Raw genomic sequence first — 18,159 nt, forward strand, 5'->3', positions numbered from 1 at the left:
CAAGAGACTCACTAACAGTGATTTATAATATGTATTTTTTACGATATTTTGGGAATAAAAAACAAAAAAGTCCAAAGTTTTCACTCTGGACTTTTTCAATAAATTAAGTTCAGGTACTGTATTGTTTATTCTTTAATAAACTTTTTAAGTTTTATTTTCTCTCCAATATTTAATTGTAAGACATACATACCACCTTGTAATTTAGAAACATCAATAGCACTTGTATATCGTCCTTCAAGCACCGTTTGTCCTAATAGGTTTTTAACCTCAAAACTTTGCGCTTCAAATCCTATTAAGCTAACATTAAGTTGTTGTTTTGCTGGATTAGGATACACCTTAAATTGAGAATCTAAAGTAGTGACTACACTATGAGCTGACGAACTAAAAGTAGCGCTTGCACCACCAACACAGAAAGATGTTGTTTCAGAACTTGTAAAAGAACTTCCGCTAACTAATACAGTTCCACCATCGGTTAAAGCGTAAGATCCATTTCCATAAGAACAGCAAATACCATCACCATAAGCGTCATTAATAGTTAAAGTATAACAGCCCGTTGGTAATTCCGCACTAACATTTAGAGTAGAACCATCTGCTTGACTAGCATAAGTACCTCCAGATGCCACTGTACTACCAGAACTATCAGCAATTGACCATGACGTTTCTTCTGGGTAGTTATCAAAAGTAATTGATAAATTAACATCTGTACTACCTGAGCTTGCAGCACTTACTACAATGCTTCTTGATTTTTGATTTGCTGCGTTACCTGCCGCATCACTAACATTATAATACCTAGTATATGTACCAGCAGAATTAGTATTGACTGTTCCTGTAATTACAATACTAGACGTTAAGTTTCCATCTACATTATCTGTCGCTGTTGCTCCTAATTCATTATAAGTATCTCCAACTGTTAAATTAATAGTTGTACTTCCCGTTAACGAAATTACAGGCTTAACTGCATCTGCAACTCCTGCTGTAATGTTTACAGTATAATCTTCTACTTCCCCATAAGAAAAAGCTTCACAAGATGTTGGTACACCATTATACTTCATAGAAACACGTAATCTTGTAGTTCCTGTTGTTGCACTTGTTGGCACAGTAAAGCTTCCACTTGCTACTGTTGCTGAAGACGCTGCTTTAGAAAAAACTTGCTCTCCAGAATCTGTAAAATCGCCATCATTATTATAATCAATCCAAACAGCATACCCTTCAGAATAAGCACTACCAGTCCATGCTGGCGTAATTGTAATTGTATTTGAAGATCCTTTTGTTAAGTTAGTAGACACACTTGTAAAATCAGAATATAACTGAGCTCCAGAAGCATTGTTAATAGATCCTACTTTTACGTTACTAATATATTCGTCATTCGCACTATTACCTTGAGAATCGCAATACTGTGTCCCTGTAGTACATGGCGTACATGAAGAACCTCCACAATCAACACCTGTTTCGTCACCATTTTGTATTCCATCTGTACACGTTGGAGTAGTCCCTACACTTCCACATTTATCAGACAACGCTAAAGTACGTCTTACACCACCTGCTTCTAAAACAGCACGCATACGTGTTTTTTGACCTTCAGTAAACAAGTTCATACAAGAATCGTTAGTATAATCCATGTAGTTTTGAACCATATCTGTAGAACTACAAGAGACTTGTCCAACTGGACAACCTCCATTAGAAGTTTGGTGCGTAGGTGTATCACTTACAAAATCATTCCCACAATTAGAATCTCCCCAAATGTGACGTAAGTTTAAATAATGTCCTACTTCATGCGTTGTTGTACGTCCTCCATCAAACGGAGCAGACACATTACCAACACGACCAAAATAGTTATACGCCATTACAACACCATCCGTTGCCGCACTACCTCCTGGGAACTGTGCATAACCTAAAATGGTACCCCCTTGACTTAACATTTGAGGGACCACCCACATATTTAAATACTCTGAAGTATCCCATGGGTTAACACCTCCTGTGGAGGTGCTTTTCATCGCATCTGATGTTCCCCAATCTTGTCTAGTGGTAGACTTTCTCGTAATACCTGTCGTTGCATTCCCATTTGGATCTACTGTTGATAAACAAAACTGAATTTGTGTATCTGCAGCTTGCGACCAACTGTTATCTGCATCTGGATTAGTACGTCTAAAATCTTCGTTTAAAACATCTAATTGAGACTGAATTTGTGCTTCACTGATATTTTCTGTACTATTTCTATATAATACATGAATAACTACCGGTATGGTAATTATACTTCCATCAACTCTTGCAGCCTGAGGTTGTGCCACTTTTTGTTGCGTGAAAGCTTCTATTTGATCCATTCTTTGTTGCAATGTTGGATCAAGTTGTTTTCTGTACTCTAAATTTTCCATTGACGAACAATTTCTTTCTTGCTGAGCAAAAAGGGAAAAGGTCAATAAAAAACTTAATACCGATAAAGTAATTGTTTTTTTCATACTAAATAGTTTAATGGATTAGATTAATATTTGTTAAATTCTCATGTAAATTATCAAAACTTTAACAATAAACAGCTTTAAATTTAACATATTTCGACTAACAACCGAATAATAAATAACATTCGCTTTTATGTGTGGTTACAGCCACAATCAATTGAAAGAAATTAATTACTTTTACTTAATATGGCTGATATTTTACTAAAAACAGATAGTCTATCTATTGACTTTAAAAACGAAGATTCTTTTAAAACAATAATTAATACTATTTCCTACACTATTAATAAAAATGAAATTGTTGGCATCGTTGGAGAATCAGGTTCTGGCAAATCCGTATCCTCTTTAGCTATTTTAGGTTTATTACCAAAACGTATTTCAAAAATTACGTCTGGAAGCATTATTTTTAATGACACCGATTTAACTAAGATAAATAATAAACAGTTTCAAAAGATTAGAGGGCAGCAAATTGCTATGATTTTTCAAGAACCAATGAGTTCTCTCAACCCTTCAATGACCTGTGGTAAGCAAGTTGAGGAAATTTTATTTCAGCATACATCACTGACTAAAAAAGAAATTGAAACAGAAACACTAACGCTACTTGAAAAAGTAAAATTACCAGACCCTACACGTGTTTACAAAGCTTATCCGCATGAAATCTCTGGAGGTCAAAAACAACGGGTTATGATCGCCATGGCTATTGCCTGCAAACCTCAACTACTTATTGCTGATGAGCCTACCACAGCATTAGATGTTACAGTACAAAAAGAAATAATTAGTCTACTAAAAGAGTTACAGGCAGAAACTAAAATGAGCATTATTTTTATAACGCATGATTTAAGCTTAATCTCCGAAATTGCTAATCGCATTTTAGTCATGTATAAAGGTGAAATTGTAGAGCAAAACACGGTAGACCATATATTTAAACATCCAGAACACAATTATACCAAAGCACTAATTTCGTCTAGACCATCTTTAGATGTGCGATTGAAAACGCTACCAACCATCGCCGATGTTTTAAATAATACTGTATCAACAGAAACAATTACTCCTCAGATGCGAAAAATTAAACACGACAAACTCTATGCATCACCCCCTTTATTACAAGTTATTAATCTTGAAAAGGAATACATCTCTAAATCTGGTTTTTTCGCTAAAGCAGAAACTTTTAAAGCTGTAAATAATGTCAGTTTTAATTTATATGAAGGAGAAACACTAGGGTTAGTTGGCGAGTCTGGTTGTGGAAAATCCACTTTAGGCAACGCCATATTGTTGTTAGACAAAGCCACAAAAGGTCAAATACTATATAAAGGGAAGGATATTACCAATCTAACAAAAGCTGAAACGATAGCCATTAGAAAAGATATACAGATTATTTTTCAAGATCCTTACGCCTCCCTAAACCCAAGAATCACCATTGGTAATGCTATTATGGAACCCATGACAGTCCATAATCTTTATTCGTCGGCACAGGAACGACAAGAAAAAGCAATAGAAATCTTAAACCGCGTAGGCTTAGACGAAACGGCTTTTAATAGATATCCACACGAGTTTTCTGGCGGACAAAGGCAACGTATTGGTATTGCACGTACTATTGCCTTACAACCTAAGTTAATTGTTTGTGACGAGTCCGTGTCTGCTTTGGACATTTCTGTACAAGCGCAAGTTTTAAACCTTTTAAATGAATTGAAAGATAATTTTGGATTCACATATATATTTATCTCTCATGACTTAGCAGTTGTAAAATACATGAGCGATCAATTACTAGTAATGAATCACGGACAAATTGAAGAATTAGACGATGCAGATATAATATACAACACGCCTAAAAAAGACTATACTAAAAAATTAATTGCTGCAATCCCAAAAGGATTATAACATAAATATTTTTTTAGTTAAATGCATAATGCTGTTAATAAAAGTAACAGTGTTTTTAAATCCGATTATAAAGTTTTTAAAAAACATAGTAGATTAGGTTTTAGGTTAATTTGAAACAAAAAAGCAATAAAAATAGATTAAGTCATGGGTGACTGTGGTTATTTTTAGTTGGTTAGGTTTGGGACTATAAACATACAACCTCTTTTCATTTAATCAGCTAAAAAGCACAATTATTCGACAAAACGCATCTTATTTTAACATTCTAACCTTTTTTTGCTTTCTTAACCGTCAAAACTCCACTTGTAGGATAATAGCTTCTACCATAATTAGATCGCCTATCCTCACCTAACCTAGAAGCGACTTGATTAGTCATTTTTATCACAAAAACTTCTTCAGCATTTGGAAACGATAAATCATGTCCATCCGCATCTACTTTTTCTCCTCTAGAGGAATCATCCTTTTTTCTATGATGATAATCTTCTGTATCATACAATTCGTTATAACAATGTATTAACTCATGGGACAACAAGGATACCGGAGAATTGTACCCTTTATTACTTGTAAACCATTTCTTCTTATGATTTTTCCTAAACACTACACCATGTGTATCATAAAATAAAACAGTATTATGACTAGGACTATATGCGTTTTTTTGAGCCGGAATAATTGTTATATTATTTAATACATCTGCTACTAAAACAGCAATAACGTCAACCCTATGTACCTGTTCATCTTCTTCAAAAGCAATGGTAAGCGCATTAGTCTTTACCAAAAAATCTAATGCAATAGTTGTGTTTCGTAAAAAACGATCTTCAATTAAATCATGATTTCTATCTGAAACATACTGGTAACTTACGTATTGATTTACTAGTGTATTAATTCGCATAGCATAATTTTAAAAACTATAAATCATTATCAAATATAGTACTAGCGTATATTTGTTGTATAAATTATGACTCCTAATTTAAAAGCTCATTTCCGGAATATCCCCTTCAATAATTAAAGTTCCCTCCGTCGCTTTTTGTATTTCTTCTACAGACACTCCTGGAGCTCGTTCCAACAACTTAAACCCTTTATTTGTTACTTCCAGAACTGCTAGATTAGTCACTACTTTTTTAACGCAACCAACTCCCGTTAAAGGCAAACTACATTTTTTTAATAATTTTGATTCGCCCGCTCTATTAGTATGCATCATTGCCACAATAATATTTTCGGCACTAGCCACCAAATCCATTGCACCACCCATACCTTTCACCATTTTACCTGGTATTTTCCAATTGGCGATATCTCCATTTTCAGCAACTTCCATTGCTCCTAAAATAGTTAAATCTACATGCTGTCCACGTATCATTGCAAAACTAGTTGCACTATCAAAAAAACTAGCACCTGGTAATGTTGTTATGGTCTGTTTTCCCGCATTTATAATATCAGCATCCTCTTCTCCCTCAAAAGGAAAAGGCCCCATACCTAATACACCGTTTTCCGATTGAAATTCTACTTCTATATCGTTACGCACATAATTAGCCACTAAAGTTGGGATTCCAATCCCTAAATTAACGTAGTAACCATCTTGCACTTCCTGCGCAATACGTTTTGCTATTCCTGTTTTGTCAAGCATGTTATTTTATTTTTTGTAATTTCTGCTTCAGCAGAAAACTATTAAAACTTATTCTTTAGTACGAACCGTTCTTTGTTCGATTCTCTTCTCATATTTCTCACCTTGAAAAATACGTTGCACAAATATCCCTGGAATATGAATTTGATTTGGATCCAATTCGCCAACAGGCACTAAATGTTCCACCTCAGCAACTGTTATTTTAGCTGCTCCAGCCATACAAGGATTAAAATTCCGTGCCGTTCCTTTAAAAATTAAATTACCAGCAACATCACCTTTCCAAGCTTTTACAAAAGCAAAATCAGCTTTAAACGCATGCTCTAAAACATACATTTTACCATCAAACTCTCTAGTTTCCTTTCCTTCTGCTACTTCTGTCCCATAACCTGCTGGTGTGAAAATTGCAGGAAAACCTGCTTGAGCTGCACGACAACGTTCAGCCAAAGTCCCTTGCGGAATTAACTCCACATCCAACTCTCCAGACAACATCTGTCTTTCAAACTCATCATTTTCTCCAACGTAAGACGACACCATTTTTTTTATTTGCTTTTTCTGTAGCAATAAACCTAAACCAAAATCGTCTACTCCCGCATTATTTGAGATACAAGTCACACCTTTAACATTGCGTTTAACTAACTCTGCAATTGCGTTTTCAGGGATACCACTTAGCCCGAAACCACCTAACATAAAGGTCATATTATCTGTAACACCTTCTAGTGCTTCTGAAACCGAATTAACTGTTTTTAGAATCATTATTTTTCGAATTTTTTGTGGTTTAAATTTAAGAAATAAAAAAGCCATTCTTTACAGAATGGCTTTTTTATTTTTTAATACAAATTAGAATTACATTTCTAGCTCATCTGGAACATCCTCGTCAGGTAAACCTGAATCCTGAGTACCTCCTTGATCTGCTTCATAACCTGTACAATCCACAGTAATTGATAAATTAGAAGGCTTTGAAAAACTAGATTTAGAAACATCTAATGTTTCATCCTCATAACAACTCTTCATATACATCCCCCAAATTGGCAAGGCCATAGCAGCTCCTTGACCATAAGTTATACTTCTAAAATGCGTTGCTCTATCTTCTGCTCCTACCCACACTCCTGTTACTAAATTAGGTACCATCCCCATAAACCAACCATCAGACTGGTTTTGTGTCGTTCCTGTTTTACCTGCTATTGGATTTGTAAATTCATAAGGATAACCAGTAATAATTTCTTGATAATCTTTTCTGTATTTATCACGTCCTTTACCTCTTAATCGTCCACCAGAACCGGATTGCGTAACACCCTCCATTAATTTAACTGTAACATAAGCAGTTTCTGCACTTAACACATCTCTTGTTTCTGGTACAAATTGATATAAAACAGTATCATTCTTATCCACAATAGTTGTTACCATTACAGGTTTAGTATAAACGCCTTGATTTGCAAATCCCGAATATGCGCCTACCATTTCGTAAACACTAATATCTGGTGTTCCTAAAGCAATAGACGGTACTAATGGTATATCCGATGTTACCCCTAAGTTTTTAGCTAACTCTGCCACTGGTTGCGGACCAACTTTATCCATTAACCTTGCCGTAATAGTATTTATAGAATTTGCTAAAGCATATTTTAAAGTAACTTCTCCATTATAATTACTATCATCATTTTTAGGTGTCCAAGCTTTTGCATTACCAAATTTATTAGCCTCAATAGTTAAAGGTGCTAATGGTAATTTATCACATGGCGACATGTGTAATTGATTTACTGCTGTAGCATAAACAAAAGGCTTAAAAGTAGACCCAACTTGACGTTTACCTTGTTTTACGTGATCATATTGGAAGTGTCTATAGTTCATACCTCCAACCCATGCCTTAACATGTCCTGTTTGCGGATCCATACTCATCATTCCTGGATGAAGGAAAGACTTATAGTAACGCATAGAATCTATAGGCTTCATAATAGTATCCACTTCGCTAGGACTTCCATCCTTTTTCCATTTAAAAATGGTCATTGTAGTGGGCTTTAAAAAAGAGGCTCTAATTTCCTTTTCGCTTTTACCTGCTTTCTTTAAAATCCTCCAACGTTCACCACGCTTCATGGCATTATTAAGCAAATTATCTACTTGAGAAGCACTTAAATCCCTAAATGGCGCCGTTTTATTACGTTCAGGTGTATTTTGTTTAAAGAACTCAGCTTGTAACCTTGGCATATGTCTAGCAACTGCCAACTCTGCATACTTTTGCATACGCGAATCAATAGTTGTATAGATTTTTAAACCATCATTGTTAAGATTATACTTAGTTCCATCTGGTTTTCTATTTTTTGGATCATCAGTCCATTTCTTCATAAAATCCCTCAAATATTCTCTGAAATAAGTCGCTGTCCCAGAACTATGACTATCCGGGTTATAATGAATGCCTAAGTCTGTTTTTTGAAGTGAGTCTTTCTCTTTTTGAGTAATATATTCATATTTAGCCATTTGTGATAACACCACATTTCGTCTTTGCTTAGTTCTAACAGCTCTCTTGCCATCATCCTTAAGTGGATTGTATAGCGACGGATTAACAAGCATTCCAACAATCATTGCAGATTCTTTTAAGCTAAGTTCCCTAGGCTCCTTTCCTCCAAAGTATATTCTTGCTGCCGAGCGTATTCCATCTGCATTATTATCAAAATCTACAATATTAAGATATTGCGCTACAATCTCTTCTTTAGTATATTGACGCTCTAAACGAATAGCAATAATCCATTCTTTAAACTTCTGCAACACCCTTTTTATTTTGTTACTAGAGGCTCTTTTTGTAAACAACTGTTTTGCCAACTGTTGTGTAATTGTACTCGCCCCACCACTTCCTGGCTTTAAAACGGCTCTTAACGTACCACGTCCGTCAATACCAGAATGTTCCATATAACGTACGTCTTCTGTAGCTATCAACGCATGTACTAGATGTTCTGGCAATTCGTCGTAACTAACAGGAGTCCTGTTATCTCTAAAATAAAATTTACCTAATGTTTTACCATCCGAAGAAATAACTTCTGTCGCTAAATTTGTTTTAGGGTTTTCCAATTGCGTGTGATCAGGCATCTCTCCTAAAGCACCCCAAGATGCTAAAAGAAATAATAATACTACTGAAAGTAATCCTCCTAAAAACAGCACCCAAAACCATCTTATATACTTATCAAACCCTGTTGCTTCTGCTTTTTTTGTTTTTGCCATATCTATCTGACTAATTTATTCTGATTTTTCAATTCTAAATCCTACATCGGTAAGACCTTCTAAATTCACAACACCATTAACTTCCCCACTACTGCGCATTGCGTGCTGTATTTTGACGTTATAGGTCCCGCTTTCGTTAAAAATAACACCTTCTTTATACCACAATTTATTATCCTTAACAGCTGATAATCCTTCTCCTAACCATGCCCCATTTCTTTCAGTCATTTTATACTCTAATGTATCTGTTAGTCTTTTCCCATGAGGAAAATTCATTTCGACAATTAAGTATAAATTACTGTATTTATAAGCATTAGTATTTCTAACATTAATAAACAAATTATAAGGATTTATTGAATCTGGCGCATTAACCTTAAATTGAACGACATCCTCTTTATTCCATGCAGTAGAGACACTTTTATACTCATCAAAAACAGCTTTCTGATCGCAAGAAGTGACTAGAACCAATAGTAATATAAACGCTATTTTACTTACTCTCATTAGGTTTATTATTATTGTTCTCTGGCTTTCTTTTGTTTGGCTTACGTTTTGGTCTAGGCTTTGGTTTTGAGCTATTTGACGAACTCTTTGTGTTATTATTATTATTATTAGCCTCAACATTATTTTGAACTGGCTTTTTATTTCTAGCCCTACTGTTTTTACGTTTTTTATTACCTTTTGGACTATCAAAACGCGTTAAACTATCCTGACCAACAACGTTTTCGAACTCTGTTTTAGTATCAACCTCAATATCTGCAGCATATTCTTCAAGACTAGCTACTTTTTCCCTCTTTTTATTAATTGCAATAATTTCGCTAGCTTGATCTGTAGTAATTAGGTGCCAATTCATCCATTCACCTTCATAAGCATACCACATATGCCCTTTAAAAATATCGGTCTTTTGACAAACAGCAGTTCCTTTTTCAGTGTACAATTTAGTATCTGCTTTAGGAAAAGCTTTTAAAGCATCTAAATAAGAATCCAACTCATAATTTAAACAACATTTAAGCTTACCACATTGTCCTGCTAATTTTTGAGGATTTAGCGATAACTGCTGATAACGTGCTGCACTGGTACTTACAGATCTAAAATCTGTTAACCATGTCGAGCAACACAGTTCTCGACCACATGAGCCAATACCTCCAAGTCTAGATGCTTCCTGACGAAAACCGACTTGTTTCATTTCTATCCTAATTCTAAACTCTCTCGCATATATTTTAATTAACTCTCTAAAGTCAACGCGCTCTTCTGCGGTGTAATAAAACGTTGCTTTACTACTATCGCCTTGAAACTCGATATCCGAGATTTTCATATGAAGTTTTAAATCTATAGCAAATTGACGCGCCTTAACCTTCATCGGTTCCTCCTTATCACGAGCTTCACTCCAGATATCTATATCTTTCTGAGAAGCCTTACGATAGATTTTTAAAATATCATTTTTAATATCAATTCTTTTACGTTTTATCTGAACGCGTACTAATTCTCCCGTAAGAGTAACCATACCAATATCATGACCTGATTGTGCCTGAGTAGCTACAATATCTCCGATACTTAATGTTAAATTCTCTGCATTATGGTAATAATGTTTACGTCCATTTTTAAAACGAACCTCAACCCAATCAAATGGTTTTTCGCCATTTGGAACAGACATATTTGCTAACCAATCAAAAACGGTTAATTTATTACAACTATCTGTACCACATGTTCCATTATTCTTACAACCTTTTGGTTGTCCGTCTTTTCCTGTAGCGCAACTTTGACAAGCCATACTATTTATGTGTATATATTGAATCTTAAGGTTTTACCCTAAAGATGAAGATTAATAATTAGTTGTTTCCGCGTAAGCGAACATCAACCCTTGTTAAACCGTAAAGATAAGATTATTTGGCTGACTTTAAAACATAAAAAAACCGCGATAAAAATTATCACGGTTTTTTTATGTTTTAAAGATTAAATCTATTTTTTAAGTACTTCAAAAATATTACGTAAATCTTTTTTAAAAGGTAAGTGATCTGCACGTCCTTTTTTAAAAATATCGTTACTATTACCTTGCCCTTTTCTTAATTCTTTTTGCTCTTCAAAAGGCAATGCATGTATCTCATTACAAGTAGTAGAACAGCAATTATTCATTTCTGCTTTACAATCTTCACATTGGATAAATAACAAATGACAGGCATCATTAGCACAGTTTACATGCGTATCACAAGACGTACCACATTGGTGACATTTTGCGATAACATCGTCTGTAATTTTTTCTGAACGACGCTCGTCAAACACAAAATTTTTCCCAATAAACTTATTATCAATACCTTCTTCGTTTACTTGTCTGGTATATTCTATAATACCACCTTCTAATTGATATACATTTTCAAATCCTTTATGCTTATAATACGCACTTGCTTTTTCACAACGTATTCCTCCTGTACAATACATTAACAGGTTTTTTTCTTCTTTATGCTCCCTTAAATCAGCTTCAATAATATCTAAAGATTCCCTAAAAGTATCTACATCTGGTGTTACGGCGCCATCAAAATGACCTATTTCACTTTCATAATGATTACGCATATCCACACATACAGTATTTGGATTTGATAACATGTCATTAAAATCTTTTGCAGACAAATGCACCCCTTTATTGGTGACATCAAACGTATCATCGTTTAGCCCGTCTGCTACTATTTTGTCACGGACTTTAACTTTCAGCTTTAAAAAAGACATATTATCTTGCTCTACAGCAATGTTAAGCCTGACATCTTTTAAAAAATCAATACTATCTAAATGAATTTTAAAAGCTTCAAAATTATCCGCAGGTAATGACAGTTGGGCATTAATCCCTTCTGTAGCAATGTAAATACGCCCTAAAACGTCTAGACTATCCCATTTGATAAATAATTGATCTCTTAATTCTTGTGGATTGCTAATGCGAGCATACTGATAAAAAGATAACGTCAAGCGATCTTTTCCAGCTTTTTCAATAAGTTCTGCTCTTTCAATAGCGCTTAATTTGTTGTACAGTTGCATGCTATACTTGGTTTTAAGTGTTAATAAAAAGTTTTTTTACAAAGGTATTATATAAAATGAATTAACCAATTTACAACCAAAAAAAAAAGTCCCTTGCGCTTTGCAAAGGACTTTTAATAGACTAACCCGTTAATATTACTTAACTGAATTTATTAAATAACATTCCGAGCTAACCTCCATCGGCTTTACAGTTACTATTAAGTAAAATAACAACTGAAACGCCTAATGCTTTACTGCGCACTAACTTTTTTAAATATTTCATATCCTCAAAAATTTAAAGGATTAACATTTTAAAAAGCGGATTAAATTTTCTTTTTCATAGCATATCTTTTCCACTTCAATAAGTAGATGCAAAAACTTTAAAAAGGTTGCGTGAGAAAATTAAAATTCTTTAAAAAAGTAGTATTTTAGCATAGAAAAATTTTTTTAATAAAACTTGACGTATGAGTAAAGAGAAAGAAGCAAAGCTAAAAGCATTACAATTAACCTTAGACAAATTAGACAAAGCCTACGGAAAAGGTACGGTAATGAAAATGAGTGATGCTGCTGTTGTTGATGTAGAGGCTATCCCATCGGGATCTTTAGGTTTGGATATTGCATTAGGAGTTGGTGGTTACCCAAGAGGTAGAGTTATAGAAATATATGGCCCAGAATCTTCTGGAAAAACAACATTAACGCTTCATGCTATTGCAGAAGCACAAAAAGCAGGAGGTATTGCTGCATTTATTGATGCAGAACATGCTTTTGATAGATTTTACGCAGAAAAATTAGGAGTAGATATTGACAACCTTATTATCTCTCAGCCAGATAATGGAGAGCAAGCTTTAGAAATTGCTGATAATTTAATTAGATCAGGAGCTATTGATATTGTTGTAATTGACTCGGTTGCTGCATTAACGCCAAAAGCAGAAATTGAAGGCGAAATGGGTGACTCTAAAATGGGACTACATGCCCGTTTAATGTCACAAGCCCTTAGAAAATTAACTGCATCTATTAGTAAAACTAATTGTACAGTAATATTTATTAACCAGTTACGTGAAAAAATTGGTGTTATGTTTGGTAACCCAGAAACAACAACCGGTGGTAACGCATTAAAATTTTACGCTTCTGTAAGATTAGACATCAGACGATCTACACAAATAAAAGATAGTAATGGTGGTGTATTAGGAAATAAAACCAGAGTTAAAGTAGTAAAAAATAAAGTTGCGCCACCTTTTAGAATGGCAGAATTCGACATCATGTATGGAGAAGGAGTTAGTAAAGTTGGAGAAATTTTAGATGTTGCTGTAGAAAAAGAAATCATCAAAAAAAGTGGTTCATGGTTTAGTTATGGTGACACCAAACTAGGACAAGGACGAGATGCCGTTAAGCTGATTATAAAAGACAACCCAGAACTGTTTGACGAGCTGGAACAAAAAATAAAAATCGCTATTAAAGAAAGTGTTTAAAATTAAAAATCCCGATTTAATCGGGATTTTTTTGGTTTAAGACGCAACCTTTCTACAATTCATGCATCTCTTTAGTAACAAATATTTAGTTCTCTAAAAATGAAAAAGCTTATAACTGCTTTAATAGTATTACTCTTTATGTCTTGTAGCGTGGATGACAAACCACAACGACCAAACCTAAATTTGGAAGCCGTACCTATTGAAAGCGTAACTGTGCCAGAATATTTTGAACAAGGACAGACCTATCAAATAGATCTTAATTACATTCAACCCACCAATTGCTATGCTTTCTATGACATTTATTATGTCAAAGAAGATAATATTAGAACAATTGCTATAATTAACACTGTTTACGATAGCGATACGTGCGAAGCGATTAATTTGGAACAGGAACAATCCTTTAATTTTATTGTAACCAATGAAGAGCCTTATATATTTAAATTCTGGCAAGGAGAAGATGCTAATGGCGAGAATATTTATTTAACAATGGAAATACCAGTACAGTAAAATTTTCAACTAAAACCGTAACTAAAATTGGGTTTAGACCAACTCATACATAAATGTAAGTCTAATGATACTAAAGCACAAAGTGAATTATACCAGCTTTTCTCAAGCAAATTATTTTCAGTTAGCTTAAAGTATTCAAGCTCCTATGCAGAAGCCGAAGATAATTTACAAGATGCATTTATAACCATTTTCAGCAAAATAAAGCAGTATAAAAACAAAGGAAGTTTTGAAGGTTGGCTTAAACGAATAACAATAAACACAGCTCTACAACGCTACAGAAGTCAGAAAGTTTTTGAAATAATTAATGAAGATGCCATAGTAGACGAAGAAGTCGATATAGATGAAGATGCAGTAAGCATTGACTACTTACTACAATACATACAAGAATTACCAGATAGATACCGTTTAGTATTTAACCTATATGTTTTAGATGGATATTCTCATAAAGAAATTGCGGATCTCCTATCCATAACCACTGGAACCACAAAATCTAACCTTGCAAGAGCTAGACAATTATTAAAAGAAAAAATATTAGCATACAAAACGAGCTTAAACTCGCAATCACTATAAATGAGTCACAAAAAAAACATAGATAGACTGTTTCAGGAAAGGTTTAAAGATTTTGAGGTCAAACCAGACGCAAAAGTTTGGAAAAACATTCAATCTAGACTAGAAAAAGAAGCGGATGACAAACCCGTATTTGCAATCCCTTTTTGGTTAAAATTATCAGGTATTGCAGCGACACTAACACTATTCATGGTAATAGGCAATGGTTTACTTAATACTTCTGACACCTCAATTACCCCAACTAATGTTGACACTGACACTACAAGAACAATCTATGACGATAGTAATACAGAATACAAGTCCAAGGACAGTTATTCTCCATTAAAAAAATCACAAACAAAAGACTTAAATACTGTTAAAGCTGCAATAAGAAACAACACACAGACATCTTTAGAAGACAAAATTGTTATCACTTCAAACAACAACAACAACAACAACAACAACAACAACAACAACAACAACAACAACAACAACAACAACAACAACAACAACAACATAATTGTTTCAGGTAGACATCGTACAAAAGCAACAGTCAACACTAACGGTGCTATACCTAGCAATACCCAAAACACCAACTCTAAAACTCGCAAAAACACCGCAAACACCTATGCATCCAAGACCACCAATGCGATAGAAAAAAAGGATAAAGAAAAAGCGACTATGATTACTAATAGCGCAAATAATTTAGAGAATAATACTAACTATCAAAATCAAACCAGAGTAAAACAATCTATAGTTTCAAATACTATCAAAAATAAAGACACTACATCACACATTACTATAGCCAACACTGACATAGCAAAAACATCCATTGAAGAGGCTATAACCGAAAATAAAACTATTGAGGACGATATTAAAGAGCAAAAAACAGCTAATAAGTGGGTAGTTAATGCTAATATTTCACCTGTATATTACAACACCTTTGGAGAAGGTTCTCATATTGACGCACAATTTAATAAAAACCGTAAATCTGGAGAGATTAATGCTAGTTACGGTTTAAAAGTAGGCTATGCTTTAAATAAAAAAATCACTATTCGATCAGGTATCAATCGTCTTAACCTAAGCTACGATACAGACGATATCATTGTTTACGAAAAATTTAATAGCTATAGCTCTAACATCTCTATCAACGATGCCCCTACTAATAGTGAGCCTAATTTAAAAAATGTTAATTTTATGAGCATGCCATCAGGACAGCAACTAAGTATGATTAGTGCCAACACCGTAAACACCATGTTTGTAAGCACAAGTTTAAATGCAGCAATAAGTCAACGCATGAGCTATTTTGAAATTCCATTAGAAATAGAGTACAAGCTATTGGACAAACGTTTTGGTATTAATGTAATAGGTGGCTTAAGCACTTTTCTTCTTAATGACAATCAAGTTGTTTCAGAATTAAATGGTTCTCAAACCGAAATTGGAGAAGCAAACAACATCAACCCTGTTAGTTTTAGTACAAACTTAGGTATAGGGCTAAATTTTAGAATTACCAAAACCGTCAATTTTAATGTAGAGCCAACATTTAAATATCAATTAAAAACATTTAGTAACACCTCAGGTGACTTTAACCCTTACATTATAGGATTATATACAGGGTTAAATTATAAATTTTAATTTCTGAGTGCCCTTTAGTTAGGGAAATATATTGAAAAGCTACTCTGTGCCAAGAGTGGCTTTTCTATTTTAAAAACATTTTCAATTGTTCTAAAATAACATTTTTAGACTGCTCATTTAACGCCCTAGTATCTTCTTTAGCCAACCCTTCCGTTGGAATAAAATGATGCATTTTAGCTCTCATAACTCCTGGTCCTCCACTAAAAAAAGTATAAGAAAAACGTTTTTTATTATCCCCAAAAGTAATAGGAACTATTGGTGTATTATGATTAATCGCTAATCGGAAAGCACCATCTTTAAATTCACCCAGCAGAATATCTTCTTCTGGCACAAGACCTTCAGGAAATATGCAAATGCTTAAACCTTGCTTTAGTCGTCTTTGCGCTCTTAAAAACACAGCCTGTCTACTTTGCGCACTGCTTCGATCTACCAAAATACAAGTTCGTTTATAGAAAAAACCAAATAATGGTATTTTAGACAACTCCGCTTTACCAACAAATACAAAAGGATTTTTAACCGTTACTAGCATAAGCATGATATCCAACATCGATGTATGATTAGCAATAAACATGTAACTTTTATGACGTTCTGGTTTTTCCAAATACTCAATTTTAGTATAAAATCCCATTCCTATTAAAATAAACCTAGCCCAAATACGCGCTAACTTAAAAAAATAAGGGTACCAAGATTCTTTTAAAATAGAAACTATTAAAAGTGGAAACATGATAATAATTGGCAATGCCACCATTATGTAGAACCAAATACGGTAAAATGTCCAAAAAATATATTTAAATACGATCATTGTGTGCCAAAACTAACTAAATTAATTGAGGTATTCTACTAAAAAAATTACCTTTGCATCTTAGAACATATTTATAATTATGGCAAGAATACTTACAGGAATACAAAGTACAGGAACACCTCATTTTGGAAACATAATGGGTGCATTGCGTCCTGCAATAGCATTATCTAATGATGCTAAAAACGAATCGTTTTTGTTTATTGCAGACATGCATTCTTTAACTCAAATTAAAGATGCTGAAACACTTAGAAACAACACCTACTCTACTGCTGCAACCTGGCTAGCTTTAGGATTAGATATAGATAAAACAGTGTTTTATAGACAAAGTGACATCCCTCAAACCACTGAGTTATCTTGGTATTTAAGTTGTTTTTTTCCGTTTCAACGTTTGACTTTAGCGCATAGTTTTAAAGACAAGGCGGATCGTTTAGAAGATGTAAACGTTGGATTATTTACTTATCCGATGCTTATGGCTGCGGACATCTTACTATATGATGCAGATATAATTCCTGTTGGGAAAGACCAATTACAGCATATTGAAATGACTCGTGATGTTGCCTCAAGATTTCATGCTAAATTAGGAGAAACATTTGTAATCCCAGAAGGTAAAATCCAAGAAAGCAATATGCTTATTCCTGGTACCGATGGTGCTAAAATGAGCAAAAGTAAAGGGAATATAATAAACATCTTTTTACCTGAAAAGAAGTTACGCAAACAAATTATGTCCATCGAAACAGATAGCACCGCATTGGAAGATCCAAAAGATTGGTCTACCTGTAACTGTTTTACTTTATATAAATTATTAGCTTCAGAAAGCGAAATAGCAACCATGAAAGCTAATTACGAAAACGGTAATTATGGTTACGGTCATGCTAAACAAGCACTATACGAACTAATCTTAGCAACCTTTAGCACTGAGCGTGAACGCTACAACCATTACATGGCTAATTTAAACGAAATTGATGATGCTTTAGCAAAAGGCGCAGAAAAAGCTAAAAAAGTAGCTAATGATGTTTTAGTTAGAGTAAGAGAAAAACTTGGGTATTAATTTTA

15 protein-coding genes are annotated in these 18,159 nt (G+C 34.0%); 6 read left to right on the forward strand and 9 right to left on the reverse strand.

Features of this window, described 5'->3' with window-relative positions; translation table 11 throughout:
• Positions 1-125: 125 nt before the first annotated feature.
• Positions 126-2,456 carry a GEVED domain-containing protein gene (locus E9099_RS19475; RefSeq protein WP_240788963.1) on the reverse strand — a complete coding sequence of 777 codons (2,331 nt, stop codon included), beginning with the start codon at positions 2,454-2,456 and terminating at the stop codon, positions 126-128.
• 183 nt (positions 2,457-2,639) lie between these two features.
• Between E9099_RS19475 and E9099_RS06530 the strand changes: the two genes are divergently transcribed.
• On the forward strand, positions 2,640-4,328 hold the full coding sequence (locus E9099_RS06530; RefSeq protein WP_136582881.1) for an ABC transporter ATP-binding protein: 1,689 nt from the start codon (positions 2,640-2,642) through the stop codon (positions 4,326-4,328).
• Between the two features lie 262 nt (positions 4,329-4,590).
• Here the strand turns inward: E9099_RS06530 and E9099_RS06535 are convergent, their stop codons facing one another.
• The 7 genes from E9099_RS06535 to E9099_RS06565 all read right to left on the reverse strand — a co-directional run bounded on the left by E9099_RS06535 (position 4,591) and on the right by E9099_RS06565 (position 12,168).
• Positions 4,591-5,214 (reverse strand): hypothetical protein, encoded by a 624-nt coding sequence (locus E9099_RS06535; RefSeq protein ID WP_136582882.1) that lies wholly within the window; start codon positions 5,212-5,214, stop codon positions 4,591-4,593.
• 78 nt (positions 5,215-5,292) lie between these two features.
• Positions 5,293-5,946: a CoA transferase subunit B gene (locus E9099_RS06540; protein WP_136582883.1), complete on the reverse strand. Its 654-nt coding sequence runs from the start codon at positions 5,944-5,946 to the stop codon at positions 5,293-5,295.
• Between the two features lie 48 nt (positions 5,947-5,994).
• Positions 5,995-6,696, reverse strand: coding sequence for a CoA transferase subunit A (locus E9099_RS06545; RefSeq protein ID WP_136582884.1), 702 nt, complete (start codon positions 6,694-6,696; stop codon positions 5,995-5,997).
• Between the two features lie 90 nt (positions 6,697-6,786).
• Entirely contained in the window at positions 6,787-9,150 is a 2,364-nt protein-coding gene (locus E9099_RS06550) for a penicillin-binding protein 1A (RefSeq protein ID WP_136582885.1), read from the reverse strand.
• Positions 9,151-9,165: 15 nt separating this feature from the next.
• Positions 9,166-9,648: a gliding motility lipoprotein GldH gene (locus E9099_RS06555; protein ID WP_136582886.1), complete on the reverse strand. Its 483-nt coding sequence runs from the start codon at positions 9,646-9,648 to the stop codon at positions 9,166-9,168.
• The gene (locus tag E9099_RS06560; RefSeq protein WP_136582887.1) at positions 9,635-10,915 is read right to left on the reverse strand and encodes a stage 0 sporulation family protein; all 1,281 of its coding nucleotides are present in this window, start codon (positions 10,913-10,915) and stop codon (positions 9,635-9,637) included. Before E9099_RS06560 ends, E9099_RS06555 begins: the two co-directional genes overlap by 14 nt.
• Positions 10,916-11,103: 188 nt before the next feature.
• Complete coding sequence (locus E9099_RS06565; protein WP_136582888.1) at positions 11,104-12,168, reverse strand: rhodanese-related sulfurtransferase; 1,065 nt, start codon at positions 12,166-12,168, stop codon at positions 11,104-11,106.
• A 443-nt stretch (positions 12,169-12,611) separates the two neighbouring features.
• Between E9099_RS06565 and recA the strand changes: the two genes are divergently transcribed.
• From recA to E9099_RS19160, 4 genes are all read left to right on the forward strand, one after another.
• Complete coding sequence (gene recA, locus E9099_RS06570; RefSeq protein WP_101015897.1) at positions 12,612-13,616, forward strand: recombinase RecA; 1,005 nt, start codon at positions 12,612-12,614, stop codon at positions 13,614-13,616.
• Positions 13,617-13,715: 99 nt separating this feature from the next.
• Positions 13,716-14,123, forward strand: a complete 408-nt coding sequence (locus tag E9099_RS06575; RefSeq protein ID WP_136582889.1) for a hypothetical protein — start codon at positions 13,716-13,718, stop codon at positions 14,121-14,123.
• A 27-nt stretch (positions 14,124-14,150) separates the two neighbouring features.
• The gene (locus tag E9099_RS06580; protein ID WP_136582890.1) at positions 14,151-14,693 is read left to right on the forward strand and encodes an RNA polymerase sigma factor; all 543 of its coding nucleotides are present in this window, start codon (positions 14,151-14,153) and stop codon (positions 14,691-14,693) included.
• On the forward strand, positions 14,694-16,304 hold the full coding sequence (locus E9099_RS19160; protein ID WP_168800723.1) for a hypothetical protein: 1,611 nt from the start codon (positions 14,694-14,696) through the stop codon (positions 16,302-16,304). It abuts the gene before it with no gap.
• Positions 16,305-16,368: 64 nt separating this feature from the next.
• Here the strand turns inward: E9099_RS19160 and E9099_RS06595 are convergent, their stop codons facing one another.
• Positions 16,369-17,106 (reverse strand): lysophospholipid acyltransferase family protein, encoded by a 738-nt coding sequence (locus tag E9099_RS06595; protein WP_136582892.1) that lies wholly within the window; start codon positions 17,104-17,106, stop codon positions 16,369-16,371.
• Between the two features lie 79 nt (positions 17,107-17,185).
• On the opposite strand from E9099_RS06595, the gene trpS reads away from it, so the two are divergent.
• Positions 17,186-18,154, forward strand: a complete 969-nt coding sequence (trpS, locus tag E9099_RS06600) for a tryptophan--tRNA ligase (RefSeq protein WP_136582893.1) — start codon at positions 17,186-17,188, stop codon at positions 18,152-18,154.
• Positions 18,155-18,159 lie beyond the last annotated feature (5 nt).

The sequence above is a fragment of the Psychroserpens sp. NJDZ02 genome, from assembly GCF_004843725.1.
Taxonomy (GTDB): domain Bacteria; phylum Bacteroidota; class Bacteroidia; order Flavobacteriales; family Flavobacteriaceae; genus Olleya.